At 72.4% G+C, this 16713-nt stretch carries 14 protein-coding genes; 7 read left to right on the forward strand and 7 right to left on the reverse strand.

Annotated elements, in window-relative coordinates:
• Window positions 1-46: 46 nt before the first annotated feature.
• Genes LG634_RS25120 through tyrS form a run of 3 tightly spaced genes read left to right on the forward strand, consistent with a single transcriptional unit; the run spans window position 47 to window position 4274 of the window.
• Window positions 47-1570, forward strand: a complete 1524-nt coding sequence (locus LG634_RS25120) for a TldD/PmbA family protein (RefSeq protein ID WP_226736561.1) — start codon at window positions 47-49, stop codon at window positions 1568-1570.
• Window positions 1567-2955, forward strand: coding sequence for a metallopeptidase TldD-related protein (locus LG634_RS25125; RefSeq protein WP_226736563.1), 1389 nt, complete (start codon window positions 1567-1569; stop codon window positions 2953-2955). The genes LG634_RS25120 and LG634_RS25125 overlap by 4 nt, the downstream gene beginning before the upstream one ends.
• Before the next feature lie 50 nt (window positions 2956-3005).
• Window positions 3006-4274 (forward strand): tyrosine--tRNA ligase, encoded by a 1269-nt coding sequence (gene tyrS / locus LG634_RS25130; protein WP_226736565.1) that lies wholly within the window; start codon window positions 3006-3008, stop codon window positions 4272-4274.
• 106 nt (window positions 4275-4380) lie between these two features.
• Here the strand turns inward: tyrS and LG634_RS25135 are convergent, their stop codons facing one another.
• A complete protein-coding gene (locus tag LG634_RS25135; protein WP_226736568.1) occupies window positions 4381-4656 on the reverse strand; it encodes a GlsB/YeaQ/YmgE family stress response membrane protein in 276 nt (91 codons plus the stop codon).
• Here LG634_RS25135 and LG634_RS25140 point away from each other — a divergent pair.
• On the forward strand, window positions 4655-5164 hold the full coding sequence (locus LG634_RS25140; protein ID WP_308072660.1) for a DUF3099 domain-containing protein: 510 nt from the start codon (window positions 4655-4657) through the stop codon (window positions 5162-5164). The genes LG634_RS25135 and LG634_RS25140 overlap by 2 nt on opposite strands.
• Before the next feature lie 138 nt (window positions 5165-5302).
• Window positions 5303-5542, forward strand: a complete 240-nt coding sequence (locus LG634_RS25145) for a hypothetical protein (protein ID WP_226736572.1) — start codon at window positions 5303-5305, stop codon at window positions 5540-5542.
• A 120-nt stretch (window positions 5543-5662) separates the two neighbouring features.
• Here the strand turns inward: LG634_RS25145 and moaA are convergent, their stop codons facing one another.
• From moaA to LG634_RS25160, 3 genes are all read right to left on the reverse strand, one after another.
• A complete protein-coding gene (gene moaA, locus LG634_RS25150) occupies window positions 5663-6652 on the reverse strand; it encodes a GTP 3',8-cyclase MoaA (RefSeq protein WP_226736574.1) in 990 nt (329 codons plus the stop codon).
• Between the two features lie 153 nt (window positions 6653-6805).
• On the reverse strand, window positions 6806-8443 hold the full coding sequence (locus LG634_RS25155) for a monocarboxylic acid transporter (protein WP_226736576.1): 1638 nt from the start codon (window positions 8441-8443) through the stop codon (window positions 6806-6808).
• Window positions 8440-8814, reverse strand: coding sequence for a DUF485 domain-containing protein (locus LG634_RS25160; protein ID WP_226736578.1), 375 nt, complete (start codon window positions 8812-8814; stop codon window positions 8440-8442). Before LG634_RS25160 ends, LG634_RS25155 begins: the two co-directional genes overlap by 4 nt.
• Before the next feature lie 241 nt (window positions 8815-9055).
• Between LG634_RS25160 and LG634_RS25165 the strand changes: the two genes are divergently transcribed.
• On the forward strand, window positions 9056-10582 hold the full coding sequence (locus tag LG634_RS25165) for a S8 family peptidase (RefSeq protein ID WP_226736579.1): 1527 nt from the start codon (window positions 9056-9058) through the stop codon (window positions 10580-10582).
• Between the two features lie 101 nt (window positions 10583-10683).
• Here LG634_RS25165 and LG634_RS25170 read toward each other — a convergent pair whose 3' ends face one another.
• From LG634_RS25170 to LG634_RS25180, 3 genes are read right to left on the reverse strand one after another with little or no spacing between them, the layout of a single operon-like run.
• A complete protein-coding gene (locus LG634_RS25170) occupies window positions 10684-11727 on the reverse strand; it encodes a zinc-dependent alcohol dehydrogenase family protein (RefSeq protein WP_226736581.1) in 1044 nt (347 codons plus the stop codon).
• A 46-nt stretch (window positions 11728-11773) separates the two neighbouring features.
• Window positions 11774-12496, reverse strand: a complete 723-nt coding sequence (locus LG634_RS25175; protein WP_372482488.1) for a lysoplasmalogenase — start codon at window positions 12494-12496, stop codon at window positions 11774-11776.
• Window positions 12493-13365: a sterol desaturase family protein gene (locus LG634_RS25180; RefSeq protein WP_226736583.1), complete on the reverse strand. Its 873-nt coding sequence runs from the start codon at window positions 13363-13365 to the stop codon at window positions 12493-12495. Before LG634_RS25180 ends, LG634_RS25175 begins: the two co-directional genes overlap by 4 nt.
• A 198-nt stretch (window positions 13366-13563) precedes the next feature.
• Between LG634_RS25180 and LG634_RS25185 the strand changes: the two genes are divergently transcribed.
• Window positions 13564-16698: an NACHT domain-containing protein gene (locus LG634_RS25185; protein ID WP_226736585.1), complete on the forward strand. Its 3135-nt coding sequence runs from the start codon at window positions 13564-13566 to the stop codon at window positions 16696-16698.
• Window positions 16699-16713 lie beyond the last annotated feature (15 nt).

A 16713-nucleotide genomic window follows, 5' to 3' on the forward strand; every position in this document is an offset into this window, starting at 1 on the left:
CACGCCATGATCGGAGTCACCGGTCCCGACCAACTGGGAGACATCCGTGCCTCATTCCATCGACGCCGCGTTCACGGCGCTGCCCTTGCGGGCGCTCGCCGACGCGGCGCTCGCCCGTGCCCGCGCGCTGGGCTGCGACCATGCCGATTTCCGGCTGGAGCGGATCCGCAGCGCCTCCTTGCGGCTGCGGGACGCCAAACCGTCCGGCTCCTCGGACACCACCGACCTGGGCTTCGCCGTGCGCGTGGTGCACGGCGGCAGCTGGGGCTTCGCGTCGGGGGTGGACCTGACGATGGACGGCGCGGCCCGGGTGGCCTCGCAGGCCGTCGCCATGGCCAAGCTGTCGGCGCAGGTGATCGCCGCGGCCGGGTCCGACGAGCGGGTGGAGCTGGCGCCCGAGCCGGTGCACGCCGACAAGACGTGGATCTCCTCGTACGAGGTGAACCCGTTCGACGTGCCGGACGAGGAGAAGGCGGCGCTGCTGGCCGACTGGAGCGCCCGGCTGCTCGCCGCGGACGGCGTCGCGCACGTCGACGCCTCGCTGCTCGCGGTGCACGAGAACAAGTTCTACGCGGACACCGCGGGCACCGTCACCACCCAGCAGCGGGTGCGGGTGCATCCGCAGCTCACCGCGGTGGCCGTCGACGACAAGACCGGCGAGTTCGACTCGATGCGCACCATCGCTCCGCCGGCCGGCCGCGGCTGGGAGTACCTGACGGGCACCGGCTGGGACTGGAACGCCGAGCTGGAGCAGATCCCGGGGCTGCTCGCCGAGAAGATGCGCGCCCCGAGCGTCGAGGCCGGGCGCTACGACCTGGTCGTCGACCCGTCGAACCTGTGGCTGACCATCCACGAGTCCATCGGCCACGCCACCGAGCTGGACCGCGCCCTCGGCTACGAGGCCGCGTACGCCGGCACCTCCTTCGCCACGTTCGACCAGCTGGGCAAGCTGGCGTACGGCTCGTCGATCATGAACGTGACGGGTGACCGGACGGCCGAGCACGGCCTGGCCACCGTCGGCTACGACGACGAGGGCGTCGAGGCGCAGAGCTGGGACCTGGTCAGGGAAGGCACCCTGGTCGGCTACCAGCTGGACCGCCGGATCGCGCAGCTGACCGGCCTGGGCCGCTCCAACGGCTGCGCGTTCGCCGACTCCCCCGCGCACGTGCCGGTGCAGCGGATGGCGAACGTGTCGCTCATGCCGGACCCGGGCGGGCTGTCCACCGAGGACCTGATCGGCGGGGTGGAGCGCGGCGTCTACGTGGTCGGCGACCGGTCCTGGTCGATCGACATGCAGCGGTACAACTTCCAGTTCACCGGCCAGCGGTTCTTCCGCATCGAGAACGGCCGGCTCGCGGGCCAGCTGCGGGACGTCGCCTACCAGGCGACGACGACCGACTTCTGGGGCTCGATGGAGAAGGTGGGCGGCCCGCAGACGTACGTGCTGGGCGGGGCCTTCAACTGCGGCAAGGCGCAGCCGGGCCAGGTGGCCGCGGTCTCGCACGGCTGCCCGTCGGCGCTGTTCCGCGACGTCAACATCCTGAACACCACGCAGGAGGCCGGCCGATGAGCCGTACCAAGCCCCACGAGATCGTCGAGCGGGCGCTCGCGCTGTCCACCGCGGACGGCTGCGTGGTCATCGCCGACGAGGAATCCACCGCGAACCTGCGCTGGGCCGGCAACACGCTGACCACGAACGGCGTGACCCGCGGCCGCACCCTGACGGTGATCGCCACGGTCGACGGCAAGGAGGGCACGGCCTCGGGGGTCGTGTCGCGGTCCGCGGTCACCGAGGCCGACCTGGAGCCGCTGGTGCGCGCCGCCGAGGCGGCCGCCCGTACTGCGGGCCCGGCCGAGGACGCCCAGCCGCTGGTGACGGGGACGCCGTCGTCGCCGGACTTCACGGACGCGCCCGCGGAGACCTCCTCCGCGGTGTTCGCCGACTTCGCGCCGGCCCTCGGCGAGGCCTTCGCCCGGGCCCGGGCGGGCGGCCGCGAGCTGTACGGCTTCGCCAACCACGAGCTGGTCTCCACGTACGTGGGCACCTCCACGGGACTGCGGCTGCGGCACGACCAGCCGAACGGCACGCTGGAGCTGAACGCGAAGTCCCCGGACAGGCAGCGTTCGGCGTGGGCGGGCCGCTCCACCCGCGACTTCAAGGACGTGGACCCGGGTGCGCTGGACGCCGAGCTGGCCAAGCGGCTGGGCTGGGCGGAGCGCCGGATCGAGCTGCCCGCCGGGCGGTACGAGACGCTGCTGCCGCCCACCGCGGTCGCCGACCTGCTGATCTACCAGATGTGGTCGGCGGCGGCCCGGGACGCGGCGGAGGGCCGGACGGTCTTCTCCAAGCCGGGCGGCGGGACCCGGCTCGGCGAGCGGCTGTCGGAGCTGCCGCTGACGCTGCGCAGCGACCCGAACGAGCCGGGCCTGGAGTCCGCGCCGTTCGTGATCGCGCACAGCTCGGGCGACGACGCGTCGGTGTTCGACAACGGGCTGCCGCTGACGCCGACCGCGTGGGTGCGGGAGGGCGAGCTGGCGCACCTGACAACAACTCGGCACAGTGCCGGGCTGACCGGGCTGCCGGTGGCGCCGTCGATCGGGAACCTGATCCTGGACGGCGGCGGCGAGAAGTCGCTGGACGAGATGGTGGCGGCCACCGAGCGGGGTCTGCTGCTGACCTGCCTGTGGTACATCCGCGAGGTGGACCCGGCGACGCTGCTGCTCACGGGCCTGACCCGGGACGGCGTGTACCTGGTGGAGAACGGCGAGGTCGTGGGCGAGGTGAACAACTTCCGGTTCAACGAGTCGCCGGTGGACCTGCTCTCGCGGGCCTCGGAGGCGGGGCGGACCGAGAAGACGCTGCCGCGCGAATGGAGCGACTGGTTCACCAGGGCCGCGATGCCCGCGCTGCGCATCCCGGACTTCAACATGAGCTCGGTCAGCAAGGGCGTCTAGCTCTTCTAGACTGGGACGGCAATTCCATCATCCAAAGGAGTCGAGAGACCGTGACGGACATCGTCGACGAACTGAAGTGGCGCGGGCTGTTCGCCCAGTCCACCGATGAAGAAGCCCTGCGCAAGGCCTTCGCGGACGGTCCCGTCACGTTCTATTGCGGCTTCGACCCGACGGCCGCCTCGCTGCACGTCGGGCACCTGGTGCAGGTGCTCACCGTCCGCCGGATCCAGCAGGCGGGTCACCGCCCGCTGGCGCTGGTGGGCGGTGCCACCGGCCAGATCGGCGACCCGCGGCCGACGGCCGAGCGCACCCTGAACGACCCGGAGACGGTCGCGAACTGGGTGAACCGGCTGCGTTCCCAGATCGAGCCGTACCTGTCCTTCGAGGGCGAGAACGCGGCCGTGATGGTGAACAACCTGGACTGGACGGCGGGCATGTCCGCCATCGAGTTCCTGCGGGACATCGGCAAGCACTTCCGGGTCAACAAGATGCTGACGAAGGACTCGGTCGCCAAGCGGCTGGAGTCGGACCAGGGCATCAGCTACACGGAGTTCAGCTACCAGCTGCTCCAGGGCATGGACTTCCTGGAGCTGTACCGCCGCCACGGCTGCGTGCTCCAGCAGGGCGGCTCCGACCAGTGGGGCAACCTGACGGCGGGTCTCGACCTGATCCACCGGCTGGAGCCGGGTGCGGTCGTGCACGCGCTGGCGACTCCGCTGATGGTGAAGGCGGACGGCACCAAGTTCGGCAAGACCGAGGGCGGGGCCGTCTGGCTGGACCCGGAGATGACCACGCCGTACGCGTTCTACCAGTTCTGGCTGAACGTGGACGACCGGGACATCTCGACGTACATGCGGATCCTGTCCTTCAAGAGCCGTGCGGAGCTGGAGGAGCTGGAGCAGCAGACCGCCGAGCGGCCGCAGGCGCGGGCCGCGCAGCGGGCGCTGGCCGAGGAGCTGACCGCCCTGGTGCACGGGCCGGACCAGGCGGCGGCCGTGATCGCCGCGTCGAAGGCGCTGTTCGGCCAGGGTGAGCTGGCGGACCTGGACGAGGCCACGCTGGCCGCGGCCCTGTCCGAGCTGCCGCACGCGAAGGTGGCGGAGCCGGCGCCGGTCGTGGACCTGTTCGCGGAGACCGGTCTGGTCGCGAGCAAGTCGGCGGGCCGCCGGACGGTGAAGGAGGGCGGCGCGTACGTGAACAACGTGAAGGTGACCGCCGAGGACGCGGTGCCGGCGGCGTCGGACCTGCTGCACGGGCGCTGGCTGGTGCTGCGCCGCGGAAAGAAGAACCTGGCCGCGGTCGAGGTCACGGGCGCCTGACGCCCGTCTCCCGGTCCGGCAGCGCGGAGGGGCCGGTGCGGACCTTGATGTCCGTACCGGCCCCTCCGTCGTGCCGGGCTGTGTGCCGGCGCTTGCGGGTGCCGCGTCACGCCGCCCGCCGGCTGCCCCGCATCATCACGTAGAGCATGTCGCCGAGTCCCACGACGACCACGGCGCCCGCGATCTGCAGCAGGTGGCGGATCCAGTCGATGCCCCGGGTGTCGTCCACGCCGATCCAGCCGGCGACCGCGTTGCCGAGGACGCCGCCGAGGATGCCGAAGACGGTGGTCAGCCACAGCGGCTGGTGCTGTTTGCCGGGCAGGACGGCCCGGGCGATGAGCCCCAGGACGAATCCGACGATGATCGCCCACAACCAACTCATGTCGCCTCCTCGTGGCGCGTCGTGCGCATGTGGGCCCAGTGTCGGCCGCTGCGGCGAACGGCGCACGCCGGGAGCACCCGTTCGCGGGACACCCGCTCTCCACCGCGCGGGGGTGGCGGGCTACGGTGGAAGCAGTCCGGACCGGGGAGTGTCCGGCGAGGGAAACGGGTGGTGGGTCGTGGTACGGAAGCGGAATCAGTCGGAGGTCTTCCGGATCACCGGAGCCCGGCAGGGTCTCCAGGAGGACGTCCGTGGCCGCCAGCGGCGTTACGTGATCTCGATGGGGATCCGGACCCTGTCGGTGATCCTCACGGTGGTGTTGTGGAACGTGGAGCGGCATGTCGCGGTGGTGACGCTCATCGCCGGTGCGCTGCTGCCGTACGTGGCCGTGGTCATCGCCAACGCGGGCCGGGAGTCGGCTCCTTCGCTGCCCTCGCACTTCATCCCGGCGCCGGTCCGTCCGGCGCTGGACGCGGGAAACCTCAGGAAAAGCTCAGATCAATCGTGAGGTTCCGGTGCACCGCACCGGGTCCTGCGTGACATACTGCAGACGCGCTCCGCATCCCCCGTCGGAGCGACGGACCGACGCCGGGCAGCTCCCCCCGTGGCTGCTCGGCGTCGTCATTCCGTCTTTTAGGGTTGAGCCGTGAACTCCCCTGACTCTCCTGACACGAACGTCCCCGTCTGCTCCGCCAAGGGCTGCCGCGTGCCCGCCGTCTGGGTGCTGGCGTGGAACAACCCGAAGCTGCACACGCCGGACCGGCGCAAGACCTGGCTCGCCTGCGAGGAGCACCGCGAGCACCTCTCCCAGTTCCTGGGCGTACGCGGTTTCCTGAAGGACGTGGTGGACCTCGCCGAGTGGGAGCAGCGCGAGCGGACGACCTGAGCCGCATGCCCCGGGACCGTCCGTGCGTAACGTACGGGCCGTCCCGGGGCCGCTCCGTCAGTCCGTGCGGGCCGGTCCGCCCATGCGGCCGGTCCGTCCGTACGGGCCGTCAGCCGGCCGTCAGCCGCCGATCGCGGACATCGGGCGGTCGGGCTGGAGGAACGACGGGTCGTCGAGGCCGGAGCCGGCCTTCTTGCCCCACATCGCCTTCTTCCACAGTTCGGCGACGTCCGCGTCGGGGGCGCCCGAGCGCAGTGCGCCGCGCAGGTCCGATTCCTCGGTGGCGAACAGGCAGGTGCGGACCTGGCCGTCGGCGGTGAGGCGGGTGCGGTCGCAGGCCCGGCAGAACGGCCGGGTGACGGAGGCGATGACGCCGACGGTGGCGGGCCCGCCGTCGACGGTCCAGCGCTCGGCGGGGGCGGAGCCGCGCTCGGCGGCGCCTTCCTCGGTGAGGGTGAAGCGGGTGCGCAGGGAGGCGAGGATGTCGCCGGCGGTGATCATGCCGTCGCGCTTCCAGCCGTGCTGGGCGTCCAGCGGCATCTGCTCGATGAAGCGCAGCTCGTAGCCCTGCTCGACGGCCCAGGCGAGCAGGTCGGGGGCCTCGTCGTCGTTGAGGCCGGGCATCAGGACGGCGTTGACCTTGACCGGGGTGAGGCCGGCGTCCCGGGCCGCGGCCATGCCCTCGATGACGTCCTTGTGCCGGTCGCGGCGGGTGAGGGTCTTGAAGACGTCGGGGCGCAGGGTGTCCAGGGAGACGTTGACCCGGTCGAGGCCGGCCGCCTTGAGGGCCTGTGCGGTGCGCTTGAGCCCGATGCCGTTGGTGGTCAGCGACATCTGGGGGCGGGGGTCGAGGGCGGCGACGCGCTCGACGATGCCGACCAGTCCGGGCCGCAGCAGCGGCTCGCCGCCGGTGAAGCGGACCTCGGTGACGCCGAGGTCGGTGACCGCTATGCGGATCAGCCGGACGATCTCGTCGTCGGTCAGGAGATCCGGCTTCGCCAGCCATTGCAGGCCTTCTTCGGGCATGCAGTAGGTGCACCGCAGGTTGCACCGGTCAGTGAGCGAAACCCGCAGGTCGGTGGCGACTCTGCCGTAGGTGTCGATGAGCACGAGGGCCCCCTCCCCGGTCCGCGAACCGAAGTCTGATCCTTGTTTCGAGCCTACGCGACGGTTGTTACAACCAAGGACGCCCGAAACGACGAGACGTGGCGTGGCCGCGTCGTACGGACCTACGACGCGGCCACGGAGGGTGTCCGGAGGATTTCAGTGGGCGCCTGCTCCGGTGAGGGAGCGCACCTCCAGTTCGGCGTATTTCTGCGGGTCGGCGGGCTCCTTCGACAGGACGGTGCCGAGCCAGCCGAGCAGGAAGCCGAGCGGGATGGAGACGATGCCGGGGTTCTCCAGGGGGAACCAGTAGAAGTCGGCGTTCTTGAACATGGAGGTGGGCTTGCCCGACACGACGGGTGAGAAGAGGACGAGGACCACCGAGGAGATCAGGCCGCCGTAGATGGACCACAGGGCGCCGCGGGTGGTGAACCGCTTCCAGAACAGGCTGTAGAGGATGGTCGGCAGGTTCGCGGAGGCGGCCACGGCGAAGGCGAGGGCCACCAGTCCGGCCACGTTCAGGTCGCGGGCGAGGGCGCCCAGGCCGATGGCGACGGCTCCGATGCCGACCGTGGCCCAGCGTGCGGCCCGTACCTCCTCCTGCTCGGTGGCCCGGCCGCGCCGGATGACGTTGACGTACAGGTCGTGGGCGAAGGAGGAGGACGAGGCGAGGGTGAGGCCGGCGACCACGGCGAGGATGGTGGCGAAGGCGACCGCGGAGATCACGGCGAGCAGCACCGCCCCGCCGGTGGATCCGGTGCCCCCGCCGACGGCTTCGGCGAGCATGGGTGCGGCCGTGTTGCCCGCCTTGTTGGAGGCGATGATGTCCTCGCGCTTGAGGAGGGCGGCGGCGCCGAAGCCGAGGGCGATGGTCATCAGGTAGAAGGCGCCGATGATGCCGATGGCCCAGTTGACGGAGGTGCGGGCGGCCTTCGCGGTGGGGACCGTGTAGAAGCGGATCAGGATGTGCGGCAGGCCGGCGGTGCCGAGCACGAGGGCGATGCCGAGCGAGATGAAGTCGATCTTCGAGGTGGCGGTGGCCCCGTACTTGAGGCCGGGCTCCAGGAAGGCGGCGCCCTGGCCGCTGTTCTCGGCGGCCCGGCCGAGCAGCTCGGAGACGCTGAAGTCGAACTTGAGCAGCACCAGGAAGGTGATGAGCAGGGCGCCGGCGATCAGCAGGACGGCCTTGACCATCTGCACCCAGGTGGTGCCCTTCATGCCGCCGATGGTCACGTAGACGATCATCAGGACGCCGACCAGGGCGACGATGGCGACCTTGCCGCCGTCACTGGTGATGCCGAGGAGCAGCGAGACCAGGACGCCGGCGCCGGCCATCTGGGCGAGCAGGTAGAAGATCGAGACGACGATCGTGGAGGTGCCGGCGGCGGTGCGGACCGGGCGCTGGCGCATCCGGTAGGCGAGGACGTCGCCCATGGTGTAGCGGCCGGAGTTGCGCAGCGGTTCGGCGACGAGCAGCAGCGCGACCAGCCAGGCGACGAGGAAGCCGATGGAGTAGAGGAAGCCGTCGTAGCCGAAGAGGGCGATGGCGCCGGCGATGCCGAGGAAGGACGCGGCGGACATGTAGTCGCCGGAGATGGCGAGGCCGTTCTGGAAGCCGGTGAACTGGCGGCCGCCGGCGTAGAAGTCGGCCGCGCCCTTGGTCTGGCGGCCGGCGCGGACGGTGATGACGAGGGTGGCGACGACGAAGAGCCCGAAGAGCGTCATGATCAGCGGGCGGTGCTCGGTCGCCGCCCCGGCGGCGAGGGGGACGGCCGGGGCGGTGAGGCCGTGGGTCATGCGCCACTCTCCATGCGGGACTTGATGGCCTCGGACTGCGGGTCGAGGCGGGTGGCGGCGTGCCGGGAGTACCACCAGGCGATGAAGAAGGTGGTGGCGAACTGGGCGAGGCCGAGGACGAGGGCGACGTTGATGTTGCCGAAGAGCCGGATGCCCATGAACTCGCCCGCGTAGTTCGACAGCAGGACGTAGAGCAGGTACCAGGCGATGAACGCGACGGTGAGGGGGAAGGTGAAGGAGCGGTGGGCGCGGCGCAGCTCGGCGAACTCGGCGCTCTGCTGGACCTCGGCGAACTGCTCGGCGGTGGGGAGGCCGGGTTCGGTGCCGGCGGGGGTGCCGGTGCCGGGTGGCGGCGCTGCGTCGGTGGTCACGGGCTCTCCTCGGGGGGCTGAAGCGGTGGGGACGACGGACAAAACAACCTCCATGGGGACGTGGTGGTGCTGATCCCCTGTGTCAACGGCACGGACCGGGCGACCGCGTGGTTCAACGCTCGTTTTTTCTTTCGGAATTCATTGCTTCGGCAGGAAGATCGGCGCTAGCTTCACTCGTCATGTACCCGTCCATACGCGACCCGCGTCCGGACGGCTCTTAGACGGATGATGTGGAGAACCCATGGCTCATCTCGGGTCCCGACGCCGCCGCGCACTCGCCGTGCCGGTCGGCCTGGCGCTCACGGCTTCGCTCGGCCTCCTCCCGGCGGTGACGGCCTCGGCCGCCCCGCTGGACACGGTGGCCCAGGCCGCTGACACCACCGGCCCGAAGCTCTCGTACGTGGTCAACCTCGGCCCGTACGGCCAGGTCAAGCACGTCAAGAAGGCCATCGAGCGAGCTGGCGGCACGGTGGTGATCGCCTATGACAAGATCGGCGTCATCGTCGCCACCTCGTCGAACCCCGACTTCGCGAAGACCATGCGGACGGTCAAGCACGTGGCCTCCGCGGGCGCCACCCGTACGGCCCCGCTGCAGTCCGTGCAGACGCACGAAGAGGGCGACACCCAGAAGCTGAGCGCGTCCGAGGCCGCCAAGGCGGCGGCCGCTGCCGCGCCGGGCGAGGAGCCGCTGGAGCCCAACCAGTGGGACCTGCGGGCGATCAAGGCCGACCAGGCTCACAAGATCAACGATGGCAGCAAGAAGGTCACCGTCGGCGTCATCGACACGGGTGTCGATGACACGCACCCCGATCTCGCCGCGAACTTCTCGAAGTCGCAGTCGGCCAACTGTGTCGGCGGTGTCGCGGACACCTCCGAGGGCGCCTGGCGTCCGTACACGGACGGCAGCGACCACGGCACGCACGTCGCGGGCACCATCGCGGCCGCCCGCAACAACGTGGGCATCAGCGGTGTCGCCCCGGGCGTCAAGGTCGCCGGCATCAAGGTGAGCGAGCCCGCGACCAGCCTCTTCTACACCGAGGCGGTCGTGTGCGGCTTCATGTTCGCCGCCGAGAAGGGGATCGAGGTGACCAACAACAGCTACTACGTCGACCCGTGGCTCTTCAACTGCAAGACCGACGACGACCAGAAGGCGCTGGTGGAGGCCCTCGCCCGGGCGACGAAGTACGCCGAGCGCAAGGGCGTGCTGAACGTGGCCTCGGCCGGCAACTCGAACCAGGACCTGGCCGCGCCCTCCCTCGAGGACGCGACCAGCCCGAACGACACCACCCCGGTGACCCGCACCATCGACCCGAGCGTCTGCCTGGACCTGCCCACGCAGCTCCCGGGCGTGGTCACGGTCAGCGCGACCGGTGACAAGGGCCTGCGCTCGTACTACTCGAGCTACGGCCTCGGTGTCGTCGACGTCTCCGCCCCCGGCGGCGACAAGTGGCAGATACCCGCGACCCCGGACGCCAACGGCCGCGTGCTGTCGACGATCCTGGGCGGCGGCTACGGCTACAAGCAGGGCACCTCGATGGCCGCCCCGCACGTCGCCGGTGTCGCGGCGCTGCTGAAGAGCAAGCACCCGGGTGCCACCCCGGCGCAGCTCCAGCGGATGCTGAAGGCGCAGTCCGACAAGCAGGTCTGCCCGTCGAAGATCTACGACGCCACCGGCGCCCTGATCGACGCCACCACCTGCCAGAGCAAGTGGGGCCAGACGGGCTACTACGGCCACGGCCAGGTCAACGCGCTGAACGCCGTGAAGTGATGACGGCTGCCGCCCGGTGATCCGTCACCGGGCGCGGCGAAGGGGCCGGACGGGGGTTTCCCCGGCCGGCCCCTTCTGCCGTTCCCCCGCGGGGGGTGCGGTCACGGCCGGATGAGCACCTTGAGGGCGCTGCGGTCGTCCATCGCGCGGTAGCCGTCCGGCACCTCGTCGAGGGACACCGTCCGGTCGAAGACGGGCGACGGGTCGATGGTGCCGTCGAGGACGTCCCTCAGGAGTTCCGGGATGTACGCGCGGACCGGGGCGACGCCGCCGCGCAGGGTGATGTTGCGGTCGAACATCACACCGAGGTCGAGGCCGGTGCCGCTGCCGTGCGGGACGCCGACGTAGCCGATGGCGCCGCCGTCGCGGGTGATGTTGACCGCGGTGCGCATGGACTGCTCGGTGCCGACGGCCTCGATGACGGCGTGGGCGCCCTCGCCGCGGGTGAGTTCGCGGACGGCCGCCTCGGCGGCCTCGCCGCGCTCGGCGACCACGTCGGTGGCGCCGAACAGGCGGGCGATGTCGGTACGGGCGGTGTGCCGGCCGAGGGCGATGATCCGCTCGGCGCCCAGCCGCTTGGCGGCGAGCACGCCGCACAGGCCGACCGCGCCGTCGCCGACGACCGCGACCGTGGCGCCGGGGCGGGCGCCCGCGCCGAGGGCGGCGTGGTGGCCGGTGCCCATGACGTCGGACAGCGCCAGCAGGGCGGTCAGCAGCCGGTCGTCGCCGGCGGCGTCGGCGGGCAGCCTGACCAGGGTGCCGTCGGCGTGCGGGACCCGGACGGCCTCGCCCTGGCCGCCGTCGAAGCCGACCGAGCCCCAGAAGCCGCCGTGCACGCAGGAGGTGTACAGGCCTTCGGAGCAGTACGCGCAGGTGCCGTCGGACCACATGAAGGGGGCGACGACGAGGTCGCCGGTGCGCAGCCCGCCGACGGCGGAGCCGGTCTCCTCGACGATGCCGAGGAACTCGTGGCCGATGCGCTGGCCCGGCTGCCGCTTGGCCTCGCCGCGGTAGGCCCACAGATCGCTGCCGCAGATGCAGGAGCGCAGCACGCGGACCACCGCGTCCCCGGGCTCCCGGACGGCGGCGTCGCTCACCTCCTCCACGCGGATGTCGTGCGGGGCGTGGATGACGGTGGCGCGCATGCTCGTGTCCTCGGGGGGTGCTGCCGATCTGCGGGGGTGGTGCGGATCAGCCGGTGGCGTCGGGTGTGACCTTCCTACGGTACGCCGGGGCCGGGCGGAGCACGCCGCGGGTCAGGAGGTACTGGGCGGCCAGGTAGGTCGCCATGATCCAGAAGTCCGGGCGGGGCAGCTGCGGCCACGCGGCGACGCCGGTGGCGATGAGGGTGTCGGAGAGCAGGAAGAGCGCGCCGCCGGCGGCCGCGACCGGGCCCAGCGCCCCGGCCCGGTAGGCCATGGCGGTGAGCAGCAGGCTGTATCCGGCCACCGGGACGCGCAGCTCGCCGGGCAGGTCGGCCCAGAGCAGGGCGACCGTGCCGGTGAGGACCGCGGCGAAGCCGGCGCCGACGGGCAGGGAGGTTCGGCCGCGGCCGAAGAGGGCGAGGTAGCAGACGTGTCCGGCGGCGAAGGAGCCCATTCCGAGCAGGAAGGCGAGGTCGGCGTCGAAGAGCAGGGCGACGTCGCCGCCCCAGCCGAACAGGAGCGCCGTGGCCAGCAGCGCGGGGGCCCGGCGGGTCAGCGCCCAGCCGGCGAGCAGCGGCATGAGCAGCGGCTTGGCGAGGACGTGCCCCGGGTGCCAGCCGGCGAGCAGCGAGAGCAGGTCGGCGGCGGCGGCCAGGGCGAACGCGCCGAGCAGCACCCTGCCGAGGAGCTCCCGGCGCGGGACGGCGGGCGCTGCGGCTGCGGCTGCGGCTGCGGGGGCGGGGGTGGCTGCGGTGGCGGAGTCCGTCACGCGGCACGCTCCTTGGTGACGGCGGGGGTGGCAGGGGTGGCGGACGGGGTCCAGCCGGGGCCGCGGAAGACCCGGCCGGCGCGCTCGCGCCAGCCGGCGGCGGCCCGTACGTCGCGGGCGATGGCGGCGTACTCGTGGGTGGCCACGCGCAGCGGGTTGTAGGTGGTGATGTTCTTCGTCAGGCCGAACACCGGCCGCTCGGTCTCCGCGGTGAAGGAGCCGAAGGCCCGGTCCCAGAGGATCAGGATGCCGCCGTAGTTCCGGTCCAGGTAGCCGCCCTGGGAGGCGTGGTGGACGCGGTGGTGGGAGGGCGTGTTGAACACGTACTCCACGGGCCGGGGCAGCCGGTGGATCCGCTCGGTGTGGATCCAGAACTGGTACACGAGGTTGACGGAGTAGCAGAACGCGAGCGCCGCGGGGTGCACGCCGAGGGCGATCAGCGGCAGGTAGAACGGCCAGGCGGTGGCGCCGGTCCAGGGCTGCCGCAGCGCGGTGGTGAGGTTGAACCTGCGGCTGCTGTGGTGCACCACGTGCGAGGCCCACAGGATGCGGACCACGTGGTGGCCGCGGTGCTGCCAGTAGTAGCAGAAGTCCTGGGCGAGCAGCATCAGCGGGACGGTCCACCACAGGAACGGCACCCGCAGCGGGGTCAGTTCCCAGACCGCCGTGTAGACGGCGAGGACCGGGATCTTCCAGAGGAAGTCGAAGAACAGGCTGCCGAGGCCCATGCCGAGGCTGGTGGCGGCGTCCTTCGCCTCGTACCCGGCGGCGTCCTTGTCGGGGCGGATCCGGTAGCTGACCATCTCGACCACGGTGAGCAGGACGAATGCAGGTATGGACCACAGCACGACATCGGGCAGGTTCGGCATGCCAGGACCATAGAGGCGGCATCCGGGCTCCGCCAGAGGTTGTTACCAATCGGTATGCAATCAGGTTACCCGCGGTACCACCCGGGTCCGCGAGCCTCTGCAGAAGGGCCGGTACGGATCTGTACGGATCGCCCGCCGCTGCCGATACTGGCCCGCCCGGCACCGATCCGCGCCGGGCCCAGGGGGAGGACGGCGCGCATGACGGGTTTCGAGACGGTGCTGCTCAAAGCGGCGGGGGCGGCGGCCGGGGCGCTGGTCAGGGCGGCCCTGCACCGCGCGCCGGGCGCCGGGCTGGCCCGGGACCCGGCCGCCCCGGCCCCCCGCCCGCGCCGCCCCGCGACCCTCGGCGCCCCGGAGCTGGAGCGGCTGACCGGGCAGCTGGCCCGGCGGTTGCGCGGCCCGGCGGAGCGGCTTCCGGAGGCCGAGCGGACCGCGGTCGTCCAGGCGGTCCGGGACGCCTTCGGCGCGCTGGGCGACCTGGGGCCGGACGAGCTGTTCGCCCTGGACCTGGACCCGGACCGGCTGGCCGCCGAGGTCCTGGCGCGCACCCCGCCGGCCGGGCTCGGCGAGGCCGGCACGGCCGCCTGCCGGGAGCTGGCCGGGCTGTGCTGCCGGCACGTGCTGGAGTACCTGACCACGACCCCCGGCTTCGCCGCCCGCACCGACGTGGAACTCGTACGCCGCACCGGTGAACTGGCCCGCGCGCTGGACGGCGTACGGGAGCGGCTGGGTCCGGGACCCGACGGCGCGGCGCTCGCCTTCGAGCAGCGGTACGCCGACTACCTCGTGGCCACCCAGTCGCGGCTGGAGCTGTTCGGGCTGACGCTGGGCCGGGGCCGGCAGGACTGGCCGCTGGACGCCGCGTACATCAGTCTCGCGGTCAGCGGCGAGGGGCGGGCACCGGTGGGGCCGGGGGCGCCCGGGCCCGGTCTGGACACGCCGGTCACGGCCGAGCAGGCGCTGGCCGGGTCCGGGCGGCTGGTGCTGCGCGGCCCGGCCGGCTCGGGCAAGAGCACCCTGGTGCAGTGGCTGGCGCTGAACGCGGCCCGGCGGAGCTTCCCCCGGCAGCTGCGGGACTGGAACCGGTGCGTGCCGTTCGTGCTGCGGCTGCGCTCCTTCAACTCACCCGACGCGCTGCCCGGCCCGGAGGACTTCCTGCGGGCGGCCGGGGTGCCGCTGGCCGGGGCCGCCCCCGCCGGCTGGGTGGAGCGGCTGCTCGCCGAGGGCCGGGCGCTGGTGCTGGTCGACGGCGTGGACGAGGTGCCGCAGCGGCTGCGGCACCGGGCCGAGGGCTGGCTGCGGAAGCTGATCGCCGCCTTCCCGCAGGCCCGGTACGTGGTGACCACCCGGCCGTCGGCGGTGCCGGAGAGCTGGCTCGCCGGGCAGGGGTTCACGACGCACTCGCTGCTGCCGATGAACCGGGCCGACATCCGGGCGTTCGTCGGGCAGTGGCACCGCGCGGCCCGCGCCGAGGAGGACCCGGCCGACCGGGCCGCCCTGACCGGCCTCGACCGGTACGAGAGCGCCCTGCTGACCGCCGTCACCACCCGCCGGGACCTCGGACGGCTGGCGACCAACCCGCTGATGTGCGCGCTGCTGTGCGCCCTCAACCGGGACCGGCGGATGCAGCTGCCGCGGGCCCGCAAGGAGCTGTACGACGCCGCGCTGGACCTGCTGCTGGTCCGCCGCGACACCGAGCGGGAGATCTCCGGGGTCGAGGGCGTGGAGCTGACCCGGGACGAGCAGATGCTGCTGCTCCAGCGGTTCGCGTACTGGCTGATCCGCAACGACCAGCGGCAGGGCTCCCGGGAGCTGGCCGTGGGCCTGATCGACGGCTGGCTCACCGCGATGCCGCAGGTCCGCGAACAGGGCACGGCCGAGCAGGTGTTCTCGCACCTGCTGATCCGCAGCGGGGTGCTGCGGGAGCCGGTGCCGGGCGAGGTGGACTTCGTGCACGCCACCTTCCTCGACTACCTGGGCGCCAAGGAGGCCGTGGAGTCGCGGGACTTCGGCGTGCTGGCCCGCAACGCGTACGACGACCAGTGGGACGACGTGGTGCGGATGGCGGTCGGGCACGCCCGCAGCGGCGAACGGGCCCGGCTGCTGCGGGACCTGCTGCGCCACTCCGACCGCTCCCCGCGCTACCGCAGCCGGCTGGTCCTGCTGGCGGCGGCCTGCCTGGAGCACGCCCCGGAACTCGACCCGGCGGTCCGCGCGGAGATCCAGGAACGCACCGCCTCCCTGCTGCCGCCGCGCTCGGAGGCGGCCGCGGTCGAGCTGGCGCGTGCGGGCGAACTGGTGCTGGAGATGCTCCAGGGGCCGGAGGAGCTGTCCGAGCGGGAGGCGGCGGCGACGGTACGGACGGCGGCGCTGGTGGGCGGGGAGCGGGGGCTGGAGGTGATCGGGAGGTTCCGGGGGGACGGGCGGTTCCGGGTTCAGAACGAACTCTCCCAGAACTGGGCGCAGTTCGATCCCGAGGCGTACGTGTCGGAGGTCCTGGAGGGCATCCGGCTGCAGAACGTCTACCTCCAGGTCCGGACGGCGGAGCAACTCGCGCTGCTCCCCCGGCTGCCCACGACGACCCGGATCGAACTGGTCGGCAGGCACGGCCTGCCGGCTGAGGTGCTGGAGCACTCCGTCCTGGAGTCGCTGCACCTGTTCCAGGACGACGCGGTGAGCGACCTGTCGCCCCTGCACGCCCTGCCCCGGCTGCGGCAGCTCGCGGTCAACGCCTGCCCGGCCGCCGACCTGAACGGCCTGCGCGGGATGCCCCTGGAGGCCCTGCACCTGTACCGGCTCCCCGACGGGCGCCCGCTGGACGTGCTGGAGGGGCTGCCCGCGCTGGGCCTCCTCGGCCTGGACTTCACCACGGCGTACCGGGCGGCGGGGGAACTGCCTGCCGGGCCGGCGCTGACCGGCCTCTGGCTCTACCCGGGGGCGCGAGGACTCTCGCTGGACGGGCTGGAGCGCTGGCCGGGGCTGGCCTCGCTGGCGGTCAGCGGGGACTCCCAGGCCGTGGAGCTGGAACGGACCGGACCGCTGCCGGCCCTGACGCAGCTCCAGCTGATCGAGCAGGACGCACTCGCTCCGGCCGCCCTGGTACGGCACCGGGAGTTGACCAGGCTGGTCTTCAGCTCCTCCCGGCTGGCCGGCAGCCTGGAACCTCTGCGGTCCCTCCCCCGCCTGCGGCACCTGGCGCTGTACGACTGCGGCAGCCCCGTCGACCTGCGCCCCCTCGCCGACATGGAGGACCTGACGGTCACCGTCTCCGGCACCGCCCAGGTCATCGGCGCCACCGCCTTCCCCCCGGACCGGCTCACCCTCCTGGACTGAGCCGGCCCGGGGGCC

It is taken from the genome of Streptomyces bambusae (assembly GCF_020532645.1).
In the GTDB taxonomy this organism is placed as follows: domain Bacteria; phylum Actinomycetota; class Actinomycetes; order Streptomycetales; family Streptomycetaceae; genus Streptomyces; species Streptomyces bambusae.